General features: G+C 62.6%; 21 protein-coding genes. 15 read left to right on the top strand and 6 right to left on the bottom strand.

The genetic code is table 11. From position 1 onward, the window contains the following. Positions 1–6: 6 nt before the first annotated feature. The 7 genes from NKJ00_RS14255 (at position 7) to NKJ00_RS14225 (ending at position 5,980) form a co-directional block, all read left to right on the top strand. Positions 7–1,164: an LVIVD repeat-containing protein gene (locus NKJ00_RS14255; protein ID WP_050592656.1), complete on the top strand. Its 1,158-nt coding sequence runs from the start codon at positions 7–9 to the stop codon at positions 1,162–1,164. A gap of 9 nt (positions 1,165–1,173) precedes the next feature. Beyond that, complete coding sequence (locus NKJ00_RS14250) at positions 1,174–1,581, top strand: RidA family protein (RefSeq protein ID WP_023809936.1); 408 nt, start codon at positions 1,174–1,176, stop codon at positions 1,579–1,581. 26 nt (positions 1,582–1,607) lie between these two features. Further along, positions 1,608–2,228, top strand: a complete 621-nt coding sequence (locus NKJ00_RS14245; protein WP_023809935.1) for a glutathione S-transferase family protein — start codon at positions 1,608–1,610, stop codon at positions 2,226–2,228. Beyond that, positions 2,228–3,157, top strand: a complete 930-nt coding sequence (gene fhmpcd1 / locus NKJ00_RS14240; protein ID WP_352610530.1) for a 5-formyl-3-hydroxy-2-methylpyridine 4-carboxylate 5-dehydrogenase — start codon at positions 2,228–2,230, stop codon at positions 3,155–3,157. The genes NKJ00_RS14245 and fhmpcd1 overlap by 1 nt, the downstream gene beginning before the upstream one ends. Positions 3,158–3,287: 130 nt before the next feature. Then, positions 3,288–4,118 carry an ABC transporter ATP-binding protein gene (locus NKJ00_RS14235; protein WP_352553328.1) on the top strand — a complete coding sequence of 277 codons (831 nt, stop codon included), beginning with the start codon at positions 3,288–3,290 and terminating at the stop codon, positions 4,116–4,118. Further along, on the top strand, positions 4,115–4,930 hold the full coding sequence (locus NKJ00_RS14230) for an ABC transporter permease (RefSeq protein ID WP_224621906.1): 816 nt from the start codon (positions 4,115–4,117) through the stop codon (positions 4,928–4,930). The genes NKJ00_RS14235 and NKJ00_RS14230 overlap by 4 nt, the downstream gene beginning before the upstream one ends. A 39-nt stretch (positions 4,931–4,969) precedes the next feature. After that, a complete protein-coding gene (locus NKJ00_RS14225; protein ID WP_352630127.1) occupies positions 4,970–5,980 on the top strand; it encodes an ABC transporter substrate-binding protein in 1,011 nt (336 codons plus the stop codon). A gap of 38 nt (positions 5,981–6,018) precedes the next feature. On the opposite strand, the gene NKJ00_RS14220 is transcribed toward NKJ00_RS14225, so the two are convergent. Continuing rightward, entirely contained in the window at positions 6,019–6,444 is a 426-nt protein-coding gene (locus NKJ00_RS14220) for a hypothetical protein (protein ID WP_023809930.1), read from the bottom strand. 154 nt (positions 6,445–6,598) lie between these two features. Here NKJ00_RS14220 and NKJ00_RS14215 point away from each other — a divergent pair, with 154 nt between their 5' ends. From NKJ00_RS14215 to NKJ00_RS14180, 8 genes are all read left to right on the top strand, one after another. Beyond that, the gene (locus tag NKJ00_RS14215; RefSeq protein ID WP_023809929.1) at positions 6,599–7,573 is read left to right on the top strand and encodes a putative B6 ABC transporter substrate-binding protein; all 975 of its coding nucleotides are present in this window, start codon (positions 6,599–6,601) and stop codon (positions 7,571–7,573) included. A gap of 78 nt (positions 7,574–7,651) precedes the next feature. Then, entirely contained in the window at positions 7,652–9,220 is a 1,569-nt protein-coding gene (locus NKJ00_RS14210) for a putative B6 ABC transporter ATP-binding protein (RefSeq protein ID WP_352630125.1), read from the top strand. Then, on the top strand, positions 9,217–10,314 hold the full coding sequence (locus tag NKJ00_RS14205; protein WP_352630123.1) for a putative B6 ABC transporter permease subunit 2: 1,098 nt from the start codon (positions 9,217–9,219) through the stop codon (positions 10,312–10,314). The genes NKJ00_RS14210 and NKJ00_RS14205 overlap by 4 nt, the downstream gene beginning before the upstream one ends. A gap of 3 nt (positions 10,315–10,317) precedes the next feature. Next, positions 10,318–11,253, top strand: a complete 936-nt coding sequence (locus NKJ00_RS14200; RefSeq protein ID WP_023809926.1) for a putative B6 ABC transporter permease subunit 1 — start codon at positions 10,318–10,320, stop codon at positions 11,251–11,253. 47 nt (positions 11,254–11,300) lie between these two features. After that, complete coding sequence (pldA, locus tag NKJ00_RS14195) at positions 11,301–12,107, top strand: 4-pyridoxolactonase (protein WP_352630121.1); 807 nt, start codon at positions 11,301–11,303, stop codon at positions 12,105–12,107. Positions 12,108–12,132: 25 nt separating this feature from the next. After that, on the top strand, positions 12,133–13,311 hold the full coding sequence (gene ppaT, locus NKJ00_RS14190; protein ID WP_352630119.1) for a pyridoxamine--pyruvate transaminase: 1,179 nt from the start codon (positions 12,133–12,135) through the stop codon (positions 13,309–13,311). A 38-nt stretch (positions 13,312–13,349) separates the two neighbouring features. Next, complete coding sequence (gene pldH, locus NKJ00_RS14185) at positions 13,350–14,096, top strand: pyridoxal 4-dehydrogenase, SDR-type (RefSeq protein WP_027039485.1); 747 nt, start codon at positions 13,350–13,352, stop codon at positions 14,094–14,096. A gap of 124 nt (positions 14,097–14,220) precedes the next feature. Beyond that, positions 14,221–15,057, top strand: a complete 837-nt coding sequence (locus NKJ00_RS14180) for a sulfite exporter TauE/SafE family protein (protein WP_352630117.1) — start codon at positions 14,221–14,223, stop codon at positions 15,055–15,057. 21 nt (positions 15,058–15,078) lie between these two features. Here NKJ00_RS14180 and NKJ00_RS14175 read toward each other — a convergent pair whose 3' ends face one another. The 5 genes from NKJ00_RS14175 to NKJ00_RS14155 form a co-directional block, all read right to left on the bottom strand. After that, positions 15,079–16,428, bottom strand: coding sequence for an HlyD family type I secretion periplasmic adaptor subunit (locus NKJ00_RS14175; protein WP_352630115.1), 1,350 nt, complete (start codon positions 16,426–16,428; stop codon positions 15,079–15,081). Further along, entirely contained in the window at positions 16,425–18,194 is a 1,770-nt protein-coding gene (locus tag NKJ00_RS14170; protein WP_352630113.1) for a type I secretion system permease/ATPase, read from the bottom strand. Before NKJ00_RS14170 ends, NKJ00_RS14175 begins: the two co-directional genes overlap by 4 nt. An 81-nt stretch (positions 18,195–18,275) precedes the next feature. Next, positions 18,276–21,821, bottom strand: coding sequence for a DUF5801 repeats-in-toxin domain-containing protein (locus NKJ00_RS14165; protein WP_128306006.1), 3,546 nt, complete (start codon positions 21,819–21,821; stop codon positions 18,276–18,278). A 317-nt stretch (positions 21,822–22,138) separates the two neighbouring features. Further along, a complete protein-coding gene (locus NKJ00_RS14160; RefSeq protein WP_352630111.1) occupies positions 22,139–22,786 on the bottom strand; it encodes a response regulator transcription factor in 648 nt (215 codons plus the stop codon). Positions 22,787–22,963: 177 nt separating this feature from the next. Then, a complete protein-coding gene (locus NKJ00_RS14155) occupies positions 22,964–23,326 on the bottom strand; it encodes a EutQ-related cupin domain-containing protein (protein WP_164893115.1) in 363 nt (120 codons plus the stop codon).

The raw sequence follows: 23,326 nt of genomic DNA, 5'->3' as shown, positions 1-23,326 counted from the left end.
ATTGAAATGACGTTTCAGCAGCAAGGGCGTATGCATTTGGTTTCGGCGTTCAACACCAAGCAGATCGGCCATGTCGACTGCCCAGGCGGCGGCCAGGTCTGGGTCGACGGCAACATCCTCTATATCGGCCACATGCGGCCGCCGAGCGGTACGACGCTGGTCGACATTTCCGACCCGCGCAATCCGCGCAAGATAGCCACGATCGATGTTCCGCCCGGCTGGCACTCGCACAAGGTGCGCGCCAAGGACGGGCTGATGATCATCAACCACGAGCGCTTTGGCGATGCCGGCCCGGCCGATTTCGGCGGCGGGTTGGCACTCTACGACACAACCAAGCCGGCACAGCCCAAGCTCATCTCGAAATGGATAACCGGCGGCAAGGGCGTCCACCGCTACGACTTCGACGGCCGTTACGTCTACATCTCGCCGACCGCCGACGGTTATGTCGGCAACATCGTGATGATCCTCGACCTGATCGATCCCACAAAGCCGGTCGAGGTCGGACGCTGGTGGATACCCGGCCAGTGGACGGGTGGCGGCGAGGAATACCCCTGGCACGACTATGTCACGCCGCGTTGCCACCATCCTTTGCGCATGGGCGACCGGCTGTATGTCAGCTACTGGCATCACGGCCTGTTCATCCTCGACATTTCGGACATCACCAAGCCGAAGCTGGTCTCGCACGTCAATTCGAGCCCGAGCTTTCCGCATCCCACCCACACCTGCCTGCCGATTCCACAGCCGCTCAAGGGCCGCAACATCATGGTGGTGGCGGACGAGGACGTCGCCAAGCTTCGGCCATCACCGCCGGCCTTCACGTGGATCTACGACATCACCGACGAGACCAACCCGTTGCCGATCTCGACCTTCCAGGTGCCGGGCCTCGACCCGGATGGTTCACCGCAGCCGCAGATGACCGGCTGCCATCAGCCTTCCGAACGGTTCAAGGGCACGATCATTCCGTTTGCATGGTTCGCGCAGGGGCTGCGCCTCGTCGACATCGCCGACCCGTTCGCGCCAAAGGAGGTCGGCCATTTCGTGCCCGACGCGCCCGAGGGGGCGGAGCGTTCCTCGTCCAACGACGTGACCATCGACGACCGCGGCATCGTCTACCTGATCGATCGCATCCGTGGCGTCGACATCATCGAAACCAGTGTTCTCTAGGAGCAGGCATTGAGCGACAGCACGCGAAAATCCGCCAGCCATTACGCCATCGGCAACAAGAACCCGAACCTGCCGTTTCATCCGGCGGTGCGTGCCGGCGACTTCATCTTCGTCTCGGGCCAGGTGCCGAAGGACGACAACAACAACATGATCAGCGGCACGATCGAGGAAGAGACGCTGGCCACGCTGAAGACCATCGCGCGCGTCATCGCGCATGAGGGCGCGACGCTGTCGGATGTCGTGCGGATCACCACCTATCTCGAGGATACGCGCGATTTCGGCCGCTACAACAAGGCGTTCCTCGAAGGGATCGGCGATGCCGTGCTGGCGCGCACGACCGTCGAGGCAAAGGCCGTCATCAACACCAAGATCGAAATGGACGCGATCGTCTACAAGCCGCTCCCAGCGAGCAAGTAGGCATTGGACACAATCGAGGAGACGACATGTACAAGCTGTTAGGCCGCCAGACATCAGGCAACGTCCAGAAGGTGCTCTTCATGCTCGAAGAGCTTGGGGCATCCTACAAGCGCGAGGACTATGGCCGCCAGTTCGAGAACACCCAGACGGCGGAATACAAGGCGCTCAACCCGACCTCCAAGGTGCCGACGCTGGTCGACGGCGACACCGTGATCTGGGAGTCCAACACCATCCTGCGCTATCTCGCGGCATTCGGTGGCGAACAGTTGAATGGCGCCACGCCGGCGGAAAAGACCGAGGTCGAGCGCTGGATGGATTTCCTGCTGGCGGCGGTCAATCCCGGCTACCTGGCGGCCTTCAAGGGCGCCAAGCTCACACCCGAGGAACAGACCGCCGAATACAAGGAACAGGTGAAGGACCTTGTCGCGCAACTCAAGATCGTCGATGGCCACCTGGCCGGCAAGGACTTCCTGGCGCTGGACAAGCTGACCCTTGCCGACATCGCCTGCGCGCCGATCCTGAAGCGCTGCGTCGACTTCAAGATCGACCGGCCGTCGATGCCCGATCTGGAGCGTTGGGTGGCCGCGATCGCCGCCCGGCCGGCCTTCAAGGCGGCAACCACTGCTGCTCCCGCAAAGGCCGCATAATGATCAGGCGCGCCGCTCTCATCGGATTGGGAACGATGGGTCCAGGCATCGCCGCGCGGCTTTCGCGCGGCGGCCTCGATGTCACGGCGTATGATGTTTCACAGGCGTCGGTCGAGCGTGCCCGCGGCATGCTCGATCTCGCCGGCGGCGTGCTCGATCGTCTCGACATCAAGGCGCCCGGGACAGGCGCCGGCAGCGTGCGATTCGTCGAGACGATCGCCGAGGCCGTCGATGGCGCCGAACTGGTGATCGAGAACGTGCCCGAGAATATCGACATCAAGGCGCAGGCCTATCGCGACATCGATCCGCTGATCGGCCCGTCCGTCATCGTCGCTTCCGACACGTCGGGCATCCCGATCACCAAGCTGCAGGCGCATATTTCGCATCCCGAGCGGATGGTCGGCATGCACTGGTCGAACCCGCCGCACATCATCCCGATGATCGAGGTGATCGGCGGCGAGAAGACCGCACCTGAAACCGTGGCTGTTATCCGCGATCTTATCCGCTCGATCGGCCTGCTGCCGGTGGTGGTGAAGAAGGATGTTCCAGGCTTCGTCGAGAACCGCGTGCTCTATGCGCTGCTGCGCGAGGCGGTTGATCTTGTCGAGCGCGGCGTCATCGAGCCGGAAGACCTCGACACCTGCGTATCCTGGGGCATCGGCTACAAGATCGCCGTCATCGGTCCGATGGCGCTGCTCGATATGGCGGGGCTGGATATCTACAAATCCGTCTCATCCTTCCTGAATGCCGATCTCTCCAACCGCGACGATGTCGCGCCGATGGTGCTGGAGAAGACGGCTGCGTTGAAGTTCGGCATCAAGTCGGGCGAGGGCATGTTTGCCTACACGCCCGAGCAGACAAAGGCGCTGCAAGGCGAACGGGCGCGCAAGCTCGTCGCGGTGCGGCGCATCCTGGAAGGCCGGGAGTAGCTAATGTCAAACGGTGCGCAGAGGGCAGGCCGGTTCGAGGAGTTCCACCGGTCGGCTGTTTGTGTGAAGGGTGCCTTCGCCATCAAGACGGCGTGGCTGCGGCCGACGAAAGCGCGCGGGGCGACAAGCCATGCGCATTGAAACCATTCGAGCCGCCGGTGACAGGCCGGCCCATATCCGCCATGACAATCTGATCTCCGCCAAGGGCGTTTCGGTGGTCATCGCCCGGCAGCTGATCCTCAGCAACATCGATCTCTCGGTGCCGAAGGGGTCGTTTGTCTCCCTTATCGGCCCTTCCGGTTGCGGCAAGAGCACCTTGCTCAAGGTGCTGGCCGGGCTGGTGAAGCCGACCCAGGGCAGCGTTGCGATCGCCGGGCTCGCACCGGTCGAGGCGGCGCGCAGGCGCATGATCGGCCTCGTCTTCCAGGACGCCAACCTGCTGCCGTGGAAGAACGCCGTCGACAATGCCTCGATGCTGCTCGGCATCGCCGACAAGTCGCTGTCGCGCTCGGAATTGCGGGCGCGCGGGCAGGAGATGCTGGAGCTGGTTGGGCTGGGCGACAGCGCCCACAAGCGGCCAAACGAGCTGTCGGGTGGCATGCGGCAGCGGGTCGCCATCGCACGAGCCCTGGCGCTCGATCCGGCGGTCCTGTTGATGGACGAACCGTTCGGCGCGCTCGATGCCATCACCCGCGATTCCATGGGTCAGTCGCTGCTGGAAATCTGGCAGCGTACCGGCAAGACGATCGTGCTCGTCACCCATTCCATCGACGAGGCTATCCATCTGTCGCGCCATGTTCACGTGCTGGGGATCAAGCCGGGGCGGATCACCGAGAGCCTCGACATTGCGCTGCCTTATCCACGCGACCTGACGGTCACCGAAGATCCGGAGTTCGTCAGGCTGGTGGTCCAGTTGCGAACGATGCTGCGCTCCAGCCATCAACCGGGAGGCGCGTCTTGAGCGACCAACCCATCACGGACCTTTCCGAGCCGCGGCTCGCCTCCAGCTGGAGTGCGGCGACCGGCAGTTGGCTGCCGGCGGTCATCCTGCTGCTGGTGACAATCGTAGCGTGGGAAGCCGCCGTGCGGATCTTTGCCATATCCGCCTTCATCATTCCCGCCCCGTCCGAGATCGCGAAGTCGCTGGTGGCGCAATGGGGCACGCTGATGCAAGCGACGCTGGTGACCGCGGGCGAGATCCTGTTCGGCTTCCTGGTCTCGGTCGTGGTCGGCATTGCCATTGCGCTGGTCATCGTGCGCTTCGACTGGCTGGGACGCGCGCTGTATCCACTGGTGGTGCTGTTCCAGAACGTGCCGAAAGTCGCGCTCGCGCCGATCTTCATCCTCTGGTTCGGCTATGGGCTGGCGCCCAAGATCGGCCTCATCCTGGTCATCGCCTTCTTCCCGGTGACACTGTCGATGCTGGCGGGCATGCAATCGGTCGACCGCTCGCTGCTGTCGCTGATGAATTCCGTCGGAGCCAGCCCGACGCAGATCCTGTTCAGGATCCGTGTTCCGCATTCGCTGCCGAACCTGATGGCCGGAACCAAGATCGCCGCCACGTTGAGCGTGATCGGCGCCATCGTCGGTGAGTTCGCCGGGGCGTCGGACGGTCTCGGCTACGTCATCCAGTTCGCTTCGACCCAGCTCGACACGGCGCTGGTCTTCGCAGCGCTGCTGCTCGTTTCCGTGCTTGGCATCGCCTTCTACTACGCCGCCGAAATCCTCGAACGCATCGTGGTGCCGTGGGCGCCGAAATTCAGCCAGTCCTAGGTCCGCTCGATCAACCAAATTCATAAAAGGGAACAAAAAATGCTGAGACGCTCACTTATCAAGGCCGCTACCTTCGCGGCGTTTGTTGCAGCACTCGGTTTTTCCAACGCTGCTCTGGCGGCGGACAAGGTCAACGTTCAGCTCGACTGGGTGGTGCGCGGCAATCACGCCATGTTTTTCGTCGGCAAGGAAAAAGGCTTCTTCGCCAAGAACGACATCGATGTGGCCGAGATCCGCAAGGGGTCCGGCTCGCCGGACGCGATGCGGCTGGTGGGCAATGAGAACGCGGATTTCGGCTTCGGCGATCTTCCCACGCTTGCCGTCGCACGGTCGCAGAATGTCCCGGTCGTGGCGCTGGCGGCCGTCAATCAGCACTCGCCGCTGGGGATCATTTCGCTGGCCAAGACGCTGAAGCTCACCAAGCCGTCCGACCTCAAGGGACTGACCATCGGCGTTCATCCGGCTGGCTCCACCTACATCTTCTTCAAGGGCTTCCTGGCCGCCAATGGCCTGACCGAAAAGGACATGACGCTGAACAGCGTCTCGCCTCCCTATGAAAGCTATCTGCTGCTGGGCCGGGTTCAGACGGTCGTCGGCTATATCGACGCGGAGGTTCCCGAGCTGGAGGCGAAGGCCGGAGGCCCCGGCTCGCTCAGCATCATGATGGGGGCGGACCATGGGTGGAAAGCCTATGGCTCGGGCCTGTTCACCTCGCAGGCGATGATCAAGGACAAGCCGGACGTCGTGCGCCGCTTCGTCAAGGCGTACAGGGAGGCCTTCGACTATGTCGTGGCTCATCCGGAAGAGGCCGCCGAGATCACGGCCAAGGCAGCGCCCGGCTATGCGGACAAGAAGGACGTGCTGCTGGCGCAGATCAACGCCGACATCGCCTCGACATTCAGCAGCCCCGACACCAAGGAACACGGTCTCGGCTGGATGACGAAGACGCAGTGGGAGGAGACCCTAAAGACGCTGACGGACCAGGGCGTGCTCAAGGCGGCTCTGTCGGCGGACGACGTCTTCACCGACGCATTCCTGGCAAAAGAATAAGGGGCGCGCGGTGTTCGAACGGAAAGATCGATGAGCGCCTACCGGCAGACCAGGCTGTCCTGCGCGATGGCGCAGGACACATCACGCTCGCCTTTCGCCGCATCGGCGCGGTCGAGCGTGACCTGCACGCGGGTGGCATATGCCCGGCTCGCCAGACCGCACCACAGCCGCTCGACGGGCAGGTTCTCGCGCTTGTCGTTGAGGATCGTGAACGTGCCGGTCTTCGCATCGAACCAGAGCTCGACGCGGGTCTTCTTGCCCGGCTCGATCGTTGCGATCCCGGCTGAATACCAGTGGGCGAAGTCGGCGTTGCAGGAGAGGCCTTCGCTGCCCGCATTCGAAATCGTCAACGGAACCATGTCGAGCCCGTCAGTGCCGGTGCGGACGGTGACATGGTGCAACTCAACCGCGTTGGCGAAGGACGACAACGCCAGCATCACCGGAAGGGCATAACGGATCTTCACTTTGCCTGAGCTCCATATATAAATTTCGCAGGCAGTCTATCTCGCTTTCGCGCAATAACAATAAGAATGTTGATTGGTAAATCAAAACAGAGAGGGTAACATGTTAAAGATTTTCAAGAGCAGTGTAAGTGCAGTTATATTGAGCGGTGTCTTGATGAGCGGCGCGCTTGCCGGCGAGGTCAAGTCGATCGCCATCCTGACGCCCGAAGAAGGCACGGACTATGGCTGGAACCAGCAAGGCATCGACGCTGCCAAGGCGGCGGGCAAAGCCGCAGGTGTCGAAGTGGTCGTGGCCCAGGGTCTCGGCTATGGCGACGTTCGTCCGACCTTGCGGGAACTTGCCTCCGACGGCGCCAGCCTGCTGATCGCGCATGCCAGCGGCTACAACACCTCGGCGCCCGAAATCGCCAAGGAATTGAAAGTTCCGGTGGCGATCGTCGACACGCCAGCCGGCCTGGAGAAGGGCCTTGTCGCCGACTACACGCTGAGCGGCCACGAGGGTGCCTATCTCGCCGGCCGTCTCGCCGCCAAGGTGTCGCGTTCCAAGTCGGTCGGCATCGTCGTCTCGGGCGAACCGCCATCGTGGAATTCGCAGTCGGCGGCGTTCGCACAAGGCGTGAAGGCGGAAAACCCTGACGTCAAGATCACTTATGCGGTGATCGGCCCTGCCGCCTACAGCGACGCGGCCGGCGGCAAGCGCGTCACCGAAAGCGTGATCGCATCGGGTGCCGACATCATCTTCGGCCAAGGCAACGGTTCGAGCTTCGGCATGCTGCAGGCGGTCGAGACGACCAAGGCAGCCGATGGCGGCAAGGTCTATTTCATCGACGTCATCGGCGACAAGTCACCGATCGACAAGGGCTTCCTGCTGTCGTCGGTGGTGTGGAACATCGAGCCGGTCTATGCGGCAATGATTGCCGACCTGAAGGCCGACACGTTCGGCACCAAACACTATACGATCGGCCTCAAGGACGACTCGGTCAAGCTGCTGAAGACCGCTGCGATCCCGGACAATGTCTGGACGGAAATCCAGGCGCTGCGCGAGGACGTCATTTCCGGCAAGATCAAGGTCGAGCCGGTCTATGACGCGGCCGCCGTAAGGGCACTGATGACCAGCGTCGCCCAGTAAGGCGATCACGGTCAACTGCCGGAGGGGTGATCCGTTCACCCCTCCGGACGATTCCCGTTTTTTTGGTGCTGGGCTTTCATGAGCGGTTTTTCTTCATCGTCCGTTGCCGGGCGCGACATCGTCGCGCTTGAAGGCGTGACCAAACGGTTCCCCGGCATCGTTGCCAATGACAGCGTCGACCTGTCGATCCGCCCGGGCGAAGTGCATGTGCTGCTGGGCGAGAACGGCGCTGGAAAATCGACACTGATCGGCATGTTGTCCGGCCTGCAGCAGCCGGACGAAGGACGCATACTGGTCGACGGCAAACCGACGCCGATCACGTCGCCGCGCCATGCGCTGGCACTCGGCATCGGCACCGTATTCCAGCACATGATGCTGGTGCCGACGCTGACGGTGGCGGAGAACCTTCTGCTTGGCGGGCCGTGGTGGCAGCGCCCCAGGACCGGGGAACTGGCGGCGCGCGTCGCCGAGATCACCGGCACGCTCGGCATCACCGTCAAGCTTCAAGCCAAGGTATCGGAGTTGTCGCTCGGCGAGCAGCAGCAGGTCGAGATCCTGCGCGCGATGCTGCGCAACAGCCGGCTGCTCATCCTTGACGAGTCCACCTCCATGCTGACGCCGAAAGGCATCGACGAACTGGGCGCGCTGATGCGCCGCCTCGTCGAGCAAGGTCTGGCGATCGTCTTCATCACCCACAAGCTCAAGGAGGCGGCTGCCTTCGGTGACCGCATCTCGGTGCTGAAGCTCGGCCGCAAGGTCGGCGAGATCCCGCCCGAGCGGTTTCACGCGCTGGGCGAACAGGAGATCGTCTCGGAGATCGTGGAATTGATGTTCGGCAAGCAGAAGGATGACCCGGAAGCCGTCGAGCGTCCTGTCCGCACGGCCCGCGCCGGAGCAGCCCCGCTGCTTCAGGTTACGGATCTGGCGGTAGCACCGACGGACAATGCACCGGGCCTGTCGTCGATCTCCTTCGACATCCGCCCGGGCGAGATCCTGGGCATAGCCGGCATCGACGGCAACGGCCAGAAGCAGCTGGCGGAAGCGCTGGCCGGCCAGCGTACAGCTGCCGGCGGCTCGGTGCGGCTGGAAGGCGCCGCCATCGAGACGCTGAGCGTCGGCGAGCGCCGCCGGCGCGGCCTTCGCTACCTGACCGACGACAGGCTGGGCGAGGGCACTGTCGGAACCTTCCCGGTGTCGATCAACTTCTTCCTCAAGCAGGTCGGCGCGGCCCCGTTCTGGCGCAACGGCGTCGAGCAACGCGCGGAGATCGACAAGCGCGCCGCCCAGCTCGTGCGCGAATATGACGTGCGTACGCCGAGCCTGAAGACGCCTGTCGCGCGGCTGTCCGGCGGCAACATCCAGAAGGTGCTTCTGGCGCGAGAACTGGCTGAGGGCGCCAAGGTGGTGATCTTCAACAAGCCGACCTATGGGCTCGATCTCGCCAACACATTGGCGTCGCGCCAGCGCATCCGCGACACGGCGGCGCGTGGCCTCGCCGTGCTGCTGATCTCCACCGACCTCGAGGAATTGCTTGGCATGTGCGACCGTATCGCCGTCATCGCCGACGGAGCTTTGGTAGGCACCGTCGAGAACGTAGACGACGCCCGCACCAAGGTCGGTCGCCTGATGATCGGACTTGCCGCATGAGCATCGACACCGCCCCCACGGTCAGTGCTACCGCACTCGATGCCACGAGCGGGGCGGCGACGCGCCGCGACATCCTGCATCGGCTGCTGATGACGCTCGGCCCGATCCTCATCGCTCTCGTCATAGCCGGCTGTATCCTGCTTGCCGTCGGCGTCGACCCGCTCGCCTATTATGGCTTCGTGCTGGAGAAGGGACTGTTCTCGCCGCTCGGCATCCAGCAGACGCTGACGCGCATGGCGCCGCTGCTGTTTCTTGCCGCCGGCCTGATCGTGGCCTTTCGCGCCGGCATGTGGAATCTCGGCGGCGACGGGCAGTTCCTGCTTGGCGCGGTGACGGCGGCTGCCAGCGCTCCCGTGTTCGTGCAGATCATGCCAGCTTGGCTGGCGCTGTTCTGCTCGTTCCTCGTCGCCATGGTGGTGGCGATGATCTGGTCGCTGGTGCCGGCCCTGCTGCGTGCCTATCAGGGCGTCAACGAGATCATCACCACGCTGATGATGACGTTCCTCGGCACTTCGCTCGCCAATGTGCTGGTCAAGCTGGCATTTCGCGATCCGGGAACGACCGTGCCGCAGACGCGCACGCTGCCGGTGGAGGGCCGGCTGCCGCGCCTGTTCGAAACGACCATCACCAGTGGCCTGCTGCTTGGGCTGGCGGCGATCGTCATCGTGCATCTGGTGATGACGCGCACGGCGTTCGGGCTGAAGCTGAGGATCGTCGGCGCCAATCCACGCGCGGCGGTTCACTCGGGGCTCGGCGTTCCCGGCCTGACCGTTGCCGTCTTCGCCATTTCCGCCGGGCTGGCCGGACTTGCCGGCGCTGTCGACATCATCGGCGTCCAGGGCAATGTTCGCGCCGACTGGAATCCCGCCTACGGGCTTGCGGTGATACCCGCTGTCTTTCTCGCCCGCATGAACGGCTTTGCAGCCATTGGTTTCGTGTTCCTGCTCTCGGTGCTTTCGATCGGCGGCGAGAGCGCGGCGCGCCGGCTCGGCGTGCCCAATCATTTCACGCTGGTGCTGGTTTCCATCGTGCTGATCGTGCTCGCGCTCGCCGAATATTTCGATCACCGATACAACCAGTCGCGGAGGGCCTAGGGCATGACCGGGCTGTTCAGCGAAGTCTTTCTCAGCGCGCTCCTGTTCGGCGCCGTCACCGCGGCGATCCCGCTGCTGCTTGCCGGGCTCGGCGAGCAGATCTCCGAGAAGGCGGGCGTGCTCAATATCGGCATCGAAGGGATGATGCTGGCCGGCGCCTATCTCGGCTTTGTCGGCGCTTTCTATTCGGGGTCGCTGTGGCTGGGCTTTCTCACCGGTGCCGCTGGCGGCGCCGCGGTGGCGCTTGTCATGGCGCTGCTTTGCGTGCGCATCGGGCTGAACCAGATCGTCATCGGCATCGCGCTGACCTTGGGGCTCGAGGGCCTGACGGCACTGCTCCACCATTTCCAGTTCTCACGCAGCTACCCGCGCCTGCCCGCGGCGGATGCTACCGTCATTCCGCTGCTTTCGGGCATCCCGGTCATCGGGCCTGCATTCTTCAAGCATCATCTGATCGTCTATCTGGCGGTCGCGCTGGTTTTCGGCATGAGCTACCTCTATCGGCGCACGCAACTCGGCCTCAATTTGCAGGCGGCAGGCGACAAGCCGGCCGCGCTCGATGTCGCCGGCATCGATGTCGTGCGGACCCGCACCATCGCCGTGTTGACGACCGGAGCGCTGGCTGGGCTCGGCGGCGCCTATCTCGCCAATGTCGGGGCTGGGCTGTTCATTCCGTTCATCACCAATGGCGCGGGCTTTCTCGGCATCGTGCTGGCCATGCTGGCGCGCGGTCGCCCGATCTGGGTGCTGTTCGGCGCGTTGCTGTTCGGCGTCTGCCTGTCGCTGACGACGGCCATGCAGGTGGCCGGCATCAACATACCGACCGACATCATCCAGATGCTGCCGTTCCTGGCGGTGATGATCATGCTGGTGCTGTTCGGCCGGCGCGCGAGCCTGCCGGCGGCGCTCGGCATTCCATACGAGCGCGGCGCGCGCTGAGCACAATTCATGCGCGGACGGGACCCGCGCCAATAAAGGAGGCAAGAATGTCGGATACCAAGGTCTACCTGCTCGACGGCGGCTCGCTCGTTCTCGACGGCTATCATGTGTTCTGGAATCGCGGCCCTGGCGGTGAAGTGCGCTTCCCCGTCTATTCGATCCTGATCGAGCATGCCGAGGGTCGGTTCCTCATCGACACCGGCTACGACTACGACCACGTGATGAAGGTGCTGCCGTTCGAAAAGCCGATCCAGGAAAAGCACCAGACCATCCCCGGCGCCCTGGCGCTGCTCGGCCTTGAGCCGAAGGACATCGACGTCGTCGTCAACTCGCATTTCCACTTCGATCATTGCGGCGGCAACAAGTATTTTCCGCATGCCAAGAAGATCTGTCATCGGACCGAGGTGCCGCAGGCCTGCAATCCCGAGCCCTTCGAACATCTCGGCTATTCCGACCTGAGCTTTTCGGCGGAGGCTGCCGAAGCGCGTGGCGCGACCGCACAATTGCTTGCGGGAACGACACGGGCGAATTCGACCTTCGAAGGCGTCGATGGCGACGTCGAGCTTGCCAAGGGTGTCCGGCTGATCTCGACGCCCGGTCATTCGATCGGCCATTACAGCCTGCTGGTGGAGTTTCCCAAGCGCAAGCCGATCATGTTCACGATCGACGCGGCCTATACGCAAAAGAGCCTTGAAATGCTGTGCCAGGCGGCCTTCCACATCGACCCGGTGGCGGGCGTCAATTCGATGCGCAAGGTGAGGAAGCTCGCCGAGGACCATGGCGCCGAGCTGATGTACTCGCACGACATGGACAACTTCAAGACCTACAGGACCGGCACGCAATTCTACGGCTGACCGCCGCCAATCGGGAGACAAGACGATGCGCTATCTCGAACACGCTGATCCGGTCATCACCCTGACCGCGGGGCCGGTGAACGCCTATCCTGAAGTGCTACGCGGCCTCGGCCGCACGGTGCTCTACGACTACGACCCGGCGTTCCAGCTCTTCTACGAGGGTGTGGTCGACAAGGCGCAGAAGGCGATGCGGCTGTCGAACAAGCCGGTCATCCTGCATGGCGAGCCGGTGCTTGGCCTGGAGGCCGCCGCGGCCTCGCTGATCACGCCGGACGATGTCGTGCTCAACCTTGCCTCGGGAGTCTACGGCAAGGGCTTTGGCTATTGGGCGAAGCGCTATTCGCCACATCTGCTCGAGATCGAGGTGCCGTACAACGAGGCGATCGATCCGCAGGCGGTCGAGGCAATGCTGAAGGCACATCCGGAGATCACCGTCGTTTCCGTCTGCCACCACGACACGCCGTCCGGCACCATCAACCCGATCGACGCCATCGGCGCGCTGGTCTCGGCGCATGGCGGCTATCTCATCGTCGACGCCGTCTCGTCCTTTGGCGGCATGAAGACGCATCCCGAGGATTGCAAGGCCGATATCTATGTCACCGGCCCGAACAAATGCCTGGGCGCGCCTCCCGGCCTGACGATGATGGGCGTCAGCGAGCGGGCCTGGGCCAAGATGAAGGGCAACGAGGCGGCCCCCCGCGCGTCGATGCTGAGCATCGTTGACTGGGAGCATGCGTGGTTGAGGGACAAGCCGTTTCCGTTCACGCCGTCGGTCTCGGAGATCAACGGGCTCGATGTCGCGCTCGACCTCTATCTCAATGAGGGACCGGAGGCGGTGTGGGCGCGCCACGCGCTCACCGCCAAGGCCATGCGCGCGGGTGTCGCCGCGATGGGCCTATCGATCTGGGCCGCCAGCGACAGCATCGCGTCGCCGACCACGACCGCCGTCCGCACGCCCGAAGGTGTCGACGAGAAGGCGCTTCGCCAGGCCGCGCGTGCCCGCTACGGCGTGGTGTTTTCGTCTGGCCGCGGCGAGACCTTGGGGAAGCTGACACGCATCGGCCATATGGGACCGACCGCGCAGCCGATCTACGCGATCGCGGCGCTGACGGCACTTGGCGGGGCCATGAACGCGGCCGGCCAGAAACTGGCGATCGGCAAAGGCATCGATGCGGCGCTGGCCGTGATCGACGCCGACGCCTGAACAGACATCATCAGATCACGGATTGAGGGAGCATTTTCATGACTGAACGGCTTGCGGGAAAGACGGCCCTGGTTACAGGCGCCGCGCAGGGTATCGGCAAGGCGATCGCAGCGCGGCTTGCCGCGGACGGGGCAACCGTCATCGTCAGCGACATCAATGCCGAAGGCGCCGGGGCGGCGGCCGCGGCGATAGGCGGAAAGGCGAGGGCGATCGCCGCCGACATTTCCGATCCGGCATCCGTCAAGGCACTCTTCGCCGAAATCCAGGCCCTGACCGGGGGCATCGATATTCTGGTCAACAATGCCAGCATCGTGCCGTTCGTCGCCTGGGACGATGTCGATCTCGACCATTGGCGCAAGATCATCGACGTCAATTTGACCGGCACCTTCATTGTCAGCCGCGCCGGTACGGACCAGATGCGTGCGGCGGGGAAGGCCGGGCGGGTGATCAGCATCGCATCCAACACCTTCTTTGCCGGCACGCCGAACATGGCGGCCTATGTCGCGGCCAAGGGCGGCGTCATCGGCTTCACCAGGGCGCTCGCCACAGAACTCGGCAAATACAACATCACCGCCAATGCGGTGACGCCCGGCCTGATCGAGAGCGACGGTGTCAAGGCTAGCCCGCACAATGAGGCGTTCGGCTTCGTCGAGATGCTTCAGGCGATGAAAGGAAAGGGGCAGCCGGAACATATCGCCGATGTGGTCTCGTTCCTGGCCTCCGACGATGCGCGCTGGATCACGGGCCAGACGCTCAATGTCGACGCGGGGATGGTGCGCCACTAGCCAAAGCGCATCCCAAAAACGCTACGACCCTTCTGGGCGACCTGCATTTTGGGTCGCAACAGCGGATGAGCGCGGCCGTGCCCGCAAGGCCGTGCCGCAAATAGCCAATCAAGGAAAAATCATAGTGGACTTCGGATTCGACACGTCGGTTTTCGACGGGCTGACGATTGCAATGCTGATCGCCGGTCTGGCCATGACCGGAATTGCCTCCGGCGTGCTCGCCGGTCTGCTGGGGGTCGGCGGCGGCATCGTCATCGTCCCGGTGCTGTTCTGGGTGCTTAGCCTGTTCCACTTTTCGCCTGCTGTGATCAGCCATCTGGCGGTCGCGACATCGCTTGCGGTCATTATCCCCACCTCGATCTCGTCGATGCGGTCACACAACAGGCGCGGCAATGTCGATCGGCCTCTGCTCAATCTTTGGGGACCGGCGATTTTCGTCAGTGCCCTGGTCGGCGGCATCATGTCGAAATTCATCCCGGGCGCCGGCTTGCGGCTGGTCTTCGGCGTCGTCGGCCTGCTGGTGGCCGTCAACATGGCGTTGCCGAAGCACCTCGTGATCTCCGATCACCTGCCGCAAAGCGGCTGGATCAACCGCGCGATCGCTGCTGTGATCGGCTTTGTCTCTTCGCTCATGGGAATTGGCGGCGGCACACTCTCGGTGCCGACGCTTTCCAGTTTTTCCTTTCCGGTGCACCGGGCCGTCGGCACATCGTCGGCGCTTGGCCTGCTTATCGCGCTTCCAGCGGTGGCCGGCTTCATCTGGTCGGGTCTCGCAATTGCAGGCAGGCCTCCGCTCAGCCTGGGCTATGTCAGCTTGCCGGCGGTTGCCATCATAGCGCCCATGAGCTTTCTGTTCGCACCCTTGGGCGCCAAGCTCGCCCACGCGCTCAACCCGCGCTACCTGAAACTTGCCTTTGCGTTCTTCCTGGCGATCACGGCCGGGCGAATGTTGCTTTCCTGAATCCGGTTCAGCGGCCTACGGTTATTTTTCCCGCATGGCCCGGCGGAAGTTCTGCGTGATCGGCTCGGCGAGATAAGAGAGCACGGTGCGGGCACCTGTCCGGATCATCGTCTCGCTCGACATGCCGGGCAGTAGCTTGCGGCCCTCCAGCTTGCCGAGTTCGCTCTTGTCGATCAAAACGGTCGCGGCGAAATACGGTGCCCCGCTGCGCTCCTCAACCATGCGGTCAGCCGACACGATCTCCACGACACCTTCGAGTGGCGGCAGGTTGTAGCGGGCGAAGGCCGGGAAGCTGACGCGCGCGGGCTGTCCGGGTGCGATCGTCTCGACATCCTCAGGCTTGACCATAGCCTCGACCACGAGTTGTTGTCCGAGAGGCACGATCGTCATCAATGTCTCGCCGGGTTTCACGACACCGCCCGCCGTATGGACCTTCAGGTCCATGACAATGCCGTCAACGGGCGCGACGACGTTGGTACGGCTAAGCACGTCCTTGGCGGAACGCTCCTGCTGTCCGAGGTCGAACAACTCCGCCTCGACCTTGCTCAACTCATCGACGGCCTGGTTCAGCCGCACTGTGTTGAGGTTCAGGATCTGCATGTCGATCTCGGCCATGGCGCTTCCGGCACGGGCGATTGCGGCAATGTTGGTAGCGCGCTCCCCCTCGATCTCCCGCTGTTGGCGTCTGAGCAACAGGTTCCGTTCGCGGGTGGTCAGCCCTTTCTTGAGCAGCCCCTCAAGGTCTTTGCTTTCATCCTCGATTGCCTCGATCTGTTTGTCTTCGGTGACGACAAGCTGCTCCAGTCCCGTTATCTCTTCCTCGACCTGGTGACGGCGCTGGCCGAGAATTTCCCGCTCGTCCTTCAGATTGTGGTGCTTCGCGGCAAACACGTCACGCTGTGCTGCCACCGCGTCCTTCACGGCGGTGGCGGGGTTTGCGAGCAACGCCGGATTGAACTCTATCCCAGTCTTGCCGTCACGCTCGGCCCTGAGACGCGCGGCCAGCGCCTCACGCGTTGCTATCCGGTTCTGGATCAGGTCGAGCTGCGCCTTTGCCTGCGTGTCGTCGAGCCGGATGAGGATATTGCCGGCCTTGACGATATCCCCGTTGGCGGCGTTCAACTCCGCGATGATGCCGCCCTCGAGGTGCTGGATGAGCTTGCGGTCGCCGGCGACCTTGATAACGCCCGGCGCCACAGCGGCGCTGTCCAACGGTGCCAGCGCCGCCCAACCCCCGGCTACGCCGAAGAACAGGAACATGATCGCGAACCCGGTGAATTTCACGCCTCCCAGACGCAGGGGTACCGGTTCCAGGAGGGAGGGTGGGGGGAGGGGCAGCGGCACGACGTTCAATTGCGGGGGGCGGCTCATGCTTCCTTGACCTCTTTGATTTCCTTGACCATTTCGAGGGTAGGCAACTGGGCCGCTTTGGGCAGATGGGCCACCTTGCTGGCGCGATTGGCGAGTTCGTTGAAGACATGGTCGCGCGGCCCGAAGAGATCTTGCTGACCTCTGTTGAGCACCAGTATCTTGTCTATCTTGTCCAAAAGGTTGGGGCGGTGCGCGATCAGGATAACGGTTGTGTTCGTGGCCTTGGCCACGCCGAGAGCAGCAATCAATGCCTCCTCGCCCTCTCTGTCGAGGTTGGAATTGGGTTCGTCGAGGATAAGCAGCGCGGGGTCGCCGTAGAGTGCCCGCGCCAGCCCGATGCGCTGGCGCTGCCCGCCTGACAGGACGGCGCCGGATTCGCCGATCTCGGTGGCGTAACCCTTCGGCAGTCCCTTGATCAGTTCGTGGACTCCTGCCAACTGCGCGGCCTCGACCACCTTGTTGAAGACCGCCGGGTTGAGCGTCGCGAAGCGGCAAATATTTTCGGACACGGTGCCGGCGAAGAGTTCGATGTCCTGCGGTAGGTAGCCGACATGACGGCCACGGTCTTCCGCCGCCCATTGGGCAACATCCGTTCCGTCCAGCAAGGCGCGCCCCGCGGACGGGCGCCAGGCACCGGCGAGTATGCGCGCCAGGCTCGTCTTGCCAGCCCCGCTCGGACCGATCAACGCCATCGCTTCACCCGGCTCGAGGCGGAAGTTGATGCCTTTCAGGATATGTTCGCCACCCTGTCGGGCAAGCACAAGGTTCTCGGCCTCGAACCTGCCTTTCGGTCGTGGTAGCGGCAGAACCGGTGTGGATTCCCGGTGCTGTCCGGCGACAGCGGTGAGACGCCGATAGGCGGCACGCGCTCCGAGCGTCGCCTTCCATGTGCCGATGGCTTGCTCGACCGGTGACAATGCGCGGCCCATCAGGATCGAGGCGGAGATCATGATACCGGGCGAGGCCTCGTTGCGAAGTACCAGATAGGCGCCGAGGCCGAGTATCGCCATTTGCAGGGCCAGCCGGTGACAACGCGCGATAGCCGCGATGGCCCCACCCCGGTTGGCGGCAAGAACATGTCCTTTGTTCGCCTCGTCCTGCTGTGCCTTCCAGCCCTCCAACAGGGGCTTCAGCATACCCATGGCCTGGACGACCTCGGCGTTGCGGATTGCAGCCTCGGCCTGCACATATGCCCGCGACTGCGCACCCGCAGCCTCGGTCAAGGGCTTTCGCGTGACGTATTCGTTGAGCAGCGCCAAAGCGAACAGGACGATCCCGCCGCCGAGCGCCAGCCATCCAAGCCATGGGTGCATGACAAAAATGGCAGCGAAAAACAGCGGCGCCCAAGGCGCGTCGAGGATCGGGAAGACGCTCGGGCTGGTGAAGAAATTCCGCACCTGGTCCAGATCGCGCAGCGGACGGGCGTTGGCCTGGCCAGGCGCCGACGCGGCGTATTCCACCGATGCGGTCAGCAGAACCGGTCCCAAGCGCGCGTTCATCCAGGAACCGACCTTGGCCAGAAGACGCCCGCGCACCACCTCCAGCCCAGCCATCGTCGCGAGTGCGCCGACCGCCATCAGCGACAGCATCACCAGCGTTTCCAGGCTGTGGCTAGACAACACGCGGTGGTAAACCTGGAGCATGTAAAGCGCCCCGGTCAGCATCAGCACGTTGATGCCGCCGCTGAACCAGATCAGCGGCCGGATGGCGCGTCTTGCCTCTTTCATCACCACCTGCAGGGCAGGGGGCTGTTGCTTGGTTTTCATCGTTATTTCTCTGGTGTGCGGAATGACATCCCGTGCGAGGGATTGCAGGGGGCAGCAGCAGCTGCCCCCACTGGTCAAGTGTCAGGCGACGTCGACAAGTATGTGCGACTGCTCGGGCAGAATCGGGGTCAGGTCCCCGTCCGCGTCCGCCACATTGAAGGCGAAGTCGAGGCTGGCATCGACAGTCCCACTGGTCTGCTGCACAAACCCGATGTCCACGATCTTCAGAACATCGTTATCGGTCGTGTCCCAAGCCGATAGACCAGAGGTGGCATTGCTGTCACCGCCCGCTCCGATGGCTCCATTCAGGTTTATGGCGTCACCCGTCAGCCCATTGGCGCTCTGCATGATCTGCACGCCCTGTATCTGGAACGTCTCGGTGCCATCATTGTAGTCGTTGCTCTCCAAGATCAGGAGGGCATCGTTGTTATCGAGCGTGAACTCGGTGTTGTATGGGAAGGGGACATTGGCGTTGCCCTTGATCAGGTCCGAATTCTCTACATTGACCGCCCTTGTGATCTCATTGCCGTTGGCATCTTTGAGATCGAGGATCAGGACCAGGTCCTCGCTGTTGCCGATGCCGTCGAACTTGATGACGACGCCACTGGCGCTCGCGGTCGGGTCAAGCTGCTCAGTACCACCATTGGGCGCCTTCGGGTTCACATCGCCCAAAATGTTCTCGTCGAAGAACCGCAAGGTCAGAGCTTCACCCTTCTGGATTGTGTCGCCGGCGACCCCGTTCGTCGCCTGGGTTGCAGACACCCAGTCTTCGTGGACGTTGGTGATCATATCGTGGGTGGCACCGGCGTTGTTGAACGTGGTGTCACCGATCGCCGCTCCGTCGCCGGTCGAGTTGAAGCCGAACTTGATGGAGTTGGTTGTCGAGTTTGCGGTGAACTGCACGAAGAACGGATTCGGATCGCCGTCAGGCGTCAGTTGCTCGGCGACGATCAGCGGGTGTCCTGTGTTGCCGATGGGCGCCTTGGCCAACAACTCATTGGTGTGCAGCACGTCGAAGCTGAAGCCTTCGAGCGGGTCGGCCAGGGTGATGGTATAAGTGCCGTCATCCTTGTTGAAGAGGAGGGTGCCGTCCGCGGTGCCGGTCTGGACGTCATCCGCTGGGTCCTTGTCATAGGTGAAGGTGAAGTTGAACGTCGCCAAATGAGAGTCCTCTGACGCGAGCGTGACGTTCGAGGTGATGAGATTGCCTCCGCCTCCGCCGGTGATCGTGCCGGTGAGTGCAATTTGGACGCCATCAAGCGGGTCGCCATTGCTATCGACAAAGTCAGAGTGCGTGGCGTCGTAGTACAAATCCGGGCGAGCATCCGCCCCGATGTCGTAGCCGAAAGCACCGGAAGCCGTTGCGCCGGCCGCGTTGGCCAGGGTTTCGTGGGTACCATCGCTACCACCACCGGATGCATCACCGTCGAACGGCACCGTGATCGTCGGAGCATCGTCCTTGAAGATGAGGCTAGTGCCAATGTTGACAGTGTCGTCGTCTTGATCGCCGTCACCGTCGGTGATGGTCGCCGTCAAAGTGACGAGATCATCGGACGCCAACGTCGTTGCCTGATCCGGTCCGCTGTCGGGCGAGTGTATGACAGAACGCGCCTGATCGAGTGTCACAAGGCCGGCGGCGCTGACGCTGACCGTGAACACGAGGTCGCCGGTGCCGGCGGTGCGGCCTTCCACGGCACCGGCGCCATTGACCGAGAGGAGGACCGCCTCACCGGTTAAGGTGTCGGTTAGGCCGCTATCGTTGGTGACCTGGTTGATGTCAAGCACATAGCTGATGGCGTCGCCATCGGCACCGGCATTCGAGGTGAACGCCGCCGAGAAGCTCGCGCTATTGTCACCCAAGCTGGACTCGTCGACCGTGATCGTCGGCTCTGTGCCATCGGCCGTGATGCTCGGGCCGTCGTCCTTGAAGATCAGATGGTCACCGATTTCCAGCGGCGCGGCGGCAGTATCACCATCGCCATCCGTGATGGTCGCCATCAGGACAATGATGCCGGCTGCCAGCGATACGCTCTCATCGGCGCTGGTATGATCCGAGTGAACAACCGAGCGGGACTGGTCGAGAGTCACGACACCGGTGGCGGCATCCACGCTGACGCGGAATACTTCGTCGCCATTACCGTTTTCACCGATGACGACACCGCCGACGACTGACAGCGTGACCGGGGTACTGGTCAGCGTGTCGACGAGGCCGCTGTCAACGTTGCCGATGCTAAGTGCGTAGGCAACGTCATCGCCGTCTGCACCGGGAACGGGTGCGAAGTTACCGGCGAAGCTGTGCGAGTCGTTTCCGGCAAAATTGGATTCGTCTACCGTGAGGTCCGGCACAATACCCGTTGTCGAAATGCTAGGCCCGTCGTCATCGAAGTTGATGAAGGAGCCGACCTCTTCGTTATAGGCGTTGGCTACGTTGCCAGCAAAGTGGACTTCCTTGACATCGAAATAGTCTTTCTCGGTGTCGATATTCTTGATGGTGAAGCGATCAAAGGTTCCGCCAACCCCACCCGCGGTCGTGAAATCGACCGTCACGCCCTCGCCGACATCCTGTAGGATCGCTCCAGTGCCGGTGAGATCGACCGTGATGCCGAGTTGTGCGGCAGTCATCGTGACGCCGTTCAGTTTGAACGTCACGCCGGTGATATTGATCTCCGTACCGAGGGCATCACCGGGGAACGCAGCGCCCTCTTCGTTGCCGGCTTCATTATAGGCGTGGATCTCGATGTCGGCCTTGGTGTTGGTCGGCGTGGACTGTGAAATCGAGAAACCCGCGCTGGAGACGGTCTCGATGTGGGTGCCGTAGTCTGGCGCGGTGGGCGTATTGGTAAAGTTCTTACCCGCGCTCTGGGTGCCGCCATTGATCAGGTCGATCTGAAGGTCACGGCCAAAGCGCACGTCTTGAGATGAGACACCCAGGCCTTGCGTGCTGACGTTGACTTCAGCTTGCACGCCATTGTCGTGCGCCGTGACGAGAATCTTCTGCGTGCTCGCAACATCGGCGTCCAGGATATACCACTTGTTGTGTCCAGGAGGGGCGTCACCAAGCTGGCTGAAATTGAGCACGGAGGTTCCCGTGACCGAGGCATACACCTTGCCGCTCAGATCGATTAGATCGACGTCCGCCTTGTCAGGATCCGGATTCATCAACGCCACGTACTGGACCAGGTACAGGTCCGCATTGGTATTGCTCGTGCTGACCAGCCCAAACGAGAAGGCGAGCGGGCCGTTCGCAGCAGGTGCGATACTGGCAGAGGTACCGATAACGCCGATCACGACGTTTGGATGCGTTTGGTCCTGGAACAGCCAGACATATTTGCCGTCAACTGTCTGAATGCCGCTGTACACGCCAACGGTGGTGGAAAATGGAGTTCCCGAGTCGTTCTGCGTGAGAACGACCGAGGTGATGGTTTCCCCTGAGGTCGCCGAGGCCTCCACGAAGTTGGCCTGGAAGGCGACCTGCGGTGAAGCCAGCCCGCCCGCGTCGTCGAGACCCAGGAGATATTGCACCGTGGTATTGGTGTCGTACGGCGGAATGGCCGGGTTAATATCATCGTCCGTAAAACCGATGGTCTCGTCGATGATGATGTCTTGAGCTACGATGTCGAGTGCCATGGAGATTCTCCTTGGTTCAAAATGCTTTCTGGAAAAGGGATGCAGCCCCCAAACGCCGAAGATGCACCTACCCCAGTGCATCCGGTCGCATACTGAAATGCGCCCCTCCAACTTCATTGTGCCGCCGGCGCAGAGGGCGCGTCCATTCCCGCTTGGATAGTATTGCGGTCAATGTCCGCGCCTGATCGAACGATATATATCCTTCGATAGATCAGGCTGGCGGGCGCTGCGGGAGGTCGCGCAGGCACGAGCCGGATGCCGTCAGACGGCTCTCCGGCCGTTGCCGTGCGTACAATGTCGGTGCGAGTGGAGAGTGTTCAGAGCAGGCCGGTTCGGCCCGTTCCTGGACGCCCGGAGCCTTTGCCGTGCGTCATCCAGGCAAGTTCCGCCCGGCCGCCGAGGTGCAGCTTCTCGTAGACGTGATGCAGGTGCATCTTCACCGTGCCTTCGGATAAATGCAGCCGCTGCGCGATGGTCTTGTTGCGCAACCCGCGCGAGACGAGATCGGCGATTTCGGTCTCCCGCCCGGTCAGCCTGGACATTGGCTGCGGCTGCGATCCGGGCATCAGCAGCTGCTGGACGATCTTGTTGTCGATCCACTTCTTGCCTGTTGCCACCGCATTCACGCATTCGATGAGAAAGCGGTGGCTGATGCCGTCCAGAAACAGGCCGTCGACGTCGAGCGTCTGTATCTCCTTGACATCGAGCCTGCCGGTTGGCTGCACGATGAAGATGATGCCGAGAGCGCTGTTGCCGGCCTTCAGCCGTGAGGAGAGACCTGATGTTTGCTGGTCCGCGAGATCCACGCCCACGATGACGATATCAGGCTGATGGCGCTCCACATGAGCGAGAACGTCCACAGGGCGGCGGCACTGGGCGACAACATCGTGTCCAGCCTTCTGCAAAACCCATTCCAGACCGGCGAGATATACCCCTCGCGGGTCCGCCACGACCAACGTCGACATGCGAACACCGTCCGTAAAAAACGCAACGAACTTGGTTAAACACCCGTTAAATCAGGAAACCAGAGCCCAGGCAGATTGTCAAGGAATAGCTAATATGCATGTTGCTATAATGACAATCCGCCGTCTGCCAGGCGGATCGGCGCCGTAAAAAGCCAACCTATGATATGCCTGTCACTTTCAAGGTTCTAACGTCCCTTGCCGCGCGGCCCAGTCGTACGGGTACAGGCAGTAAAAATAGCCGGTGCGTTCGGTTGCGATGTATTTCAGATGCGTGCCATTGGGCAGCCAGACGATGTCGCCAGGGCGGCATTCGTGGCGGCCGTCATCCAGTTCGATCGTCAGCGTGCCTTCATGGATGAACAGCACCTCGTCATAGGTCACGGTCCAGTCGATCGAGGCGTTCTCCAGATACTCGATGCCACCGCCCATGGTCCGGCTGATCTCGGCATTGATCACGCGCGCGATCGACGACGTTCCGGTCGGCGTGACTGATGGCTTCAGAGTCAACTCGCTGTGCTTGAAAATCTTGGCCTTGGACAT

The sequence above is a fragment of the Mesorhizobium sp. M0227 genome, assembly GCF_040321855.1.
Taxonomy (GTDB): Bacteria; Pseudomonadota; Alphaproteobacteria; order Rhizobiales; family Rhizobiaceae; genus Mesorhizobium.
The sequence above is the reverse complement of the archived record's forward strand: the minus strand, read 5'-3'. Positions and strand labels throughout refer to the sequence as shown.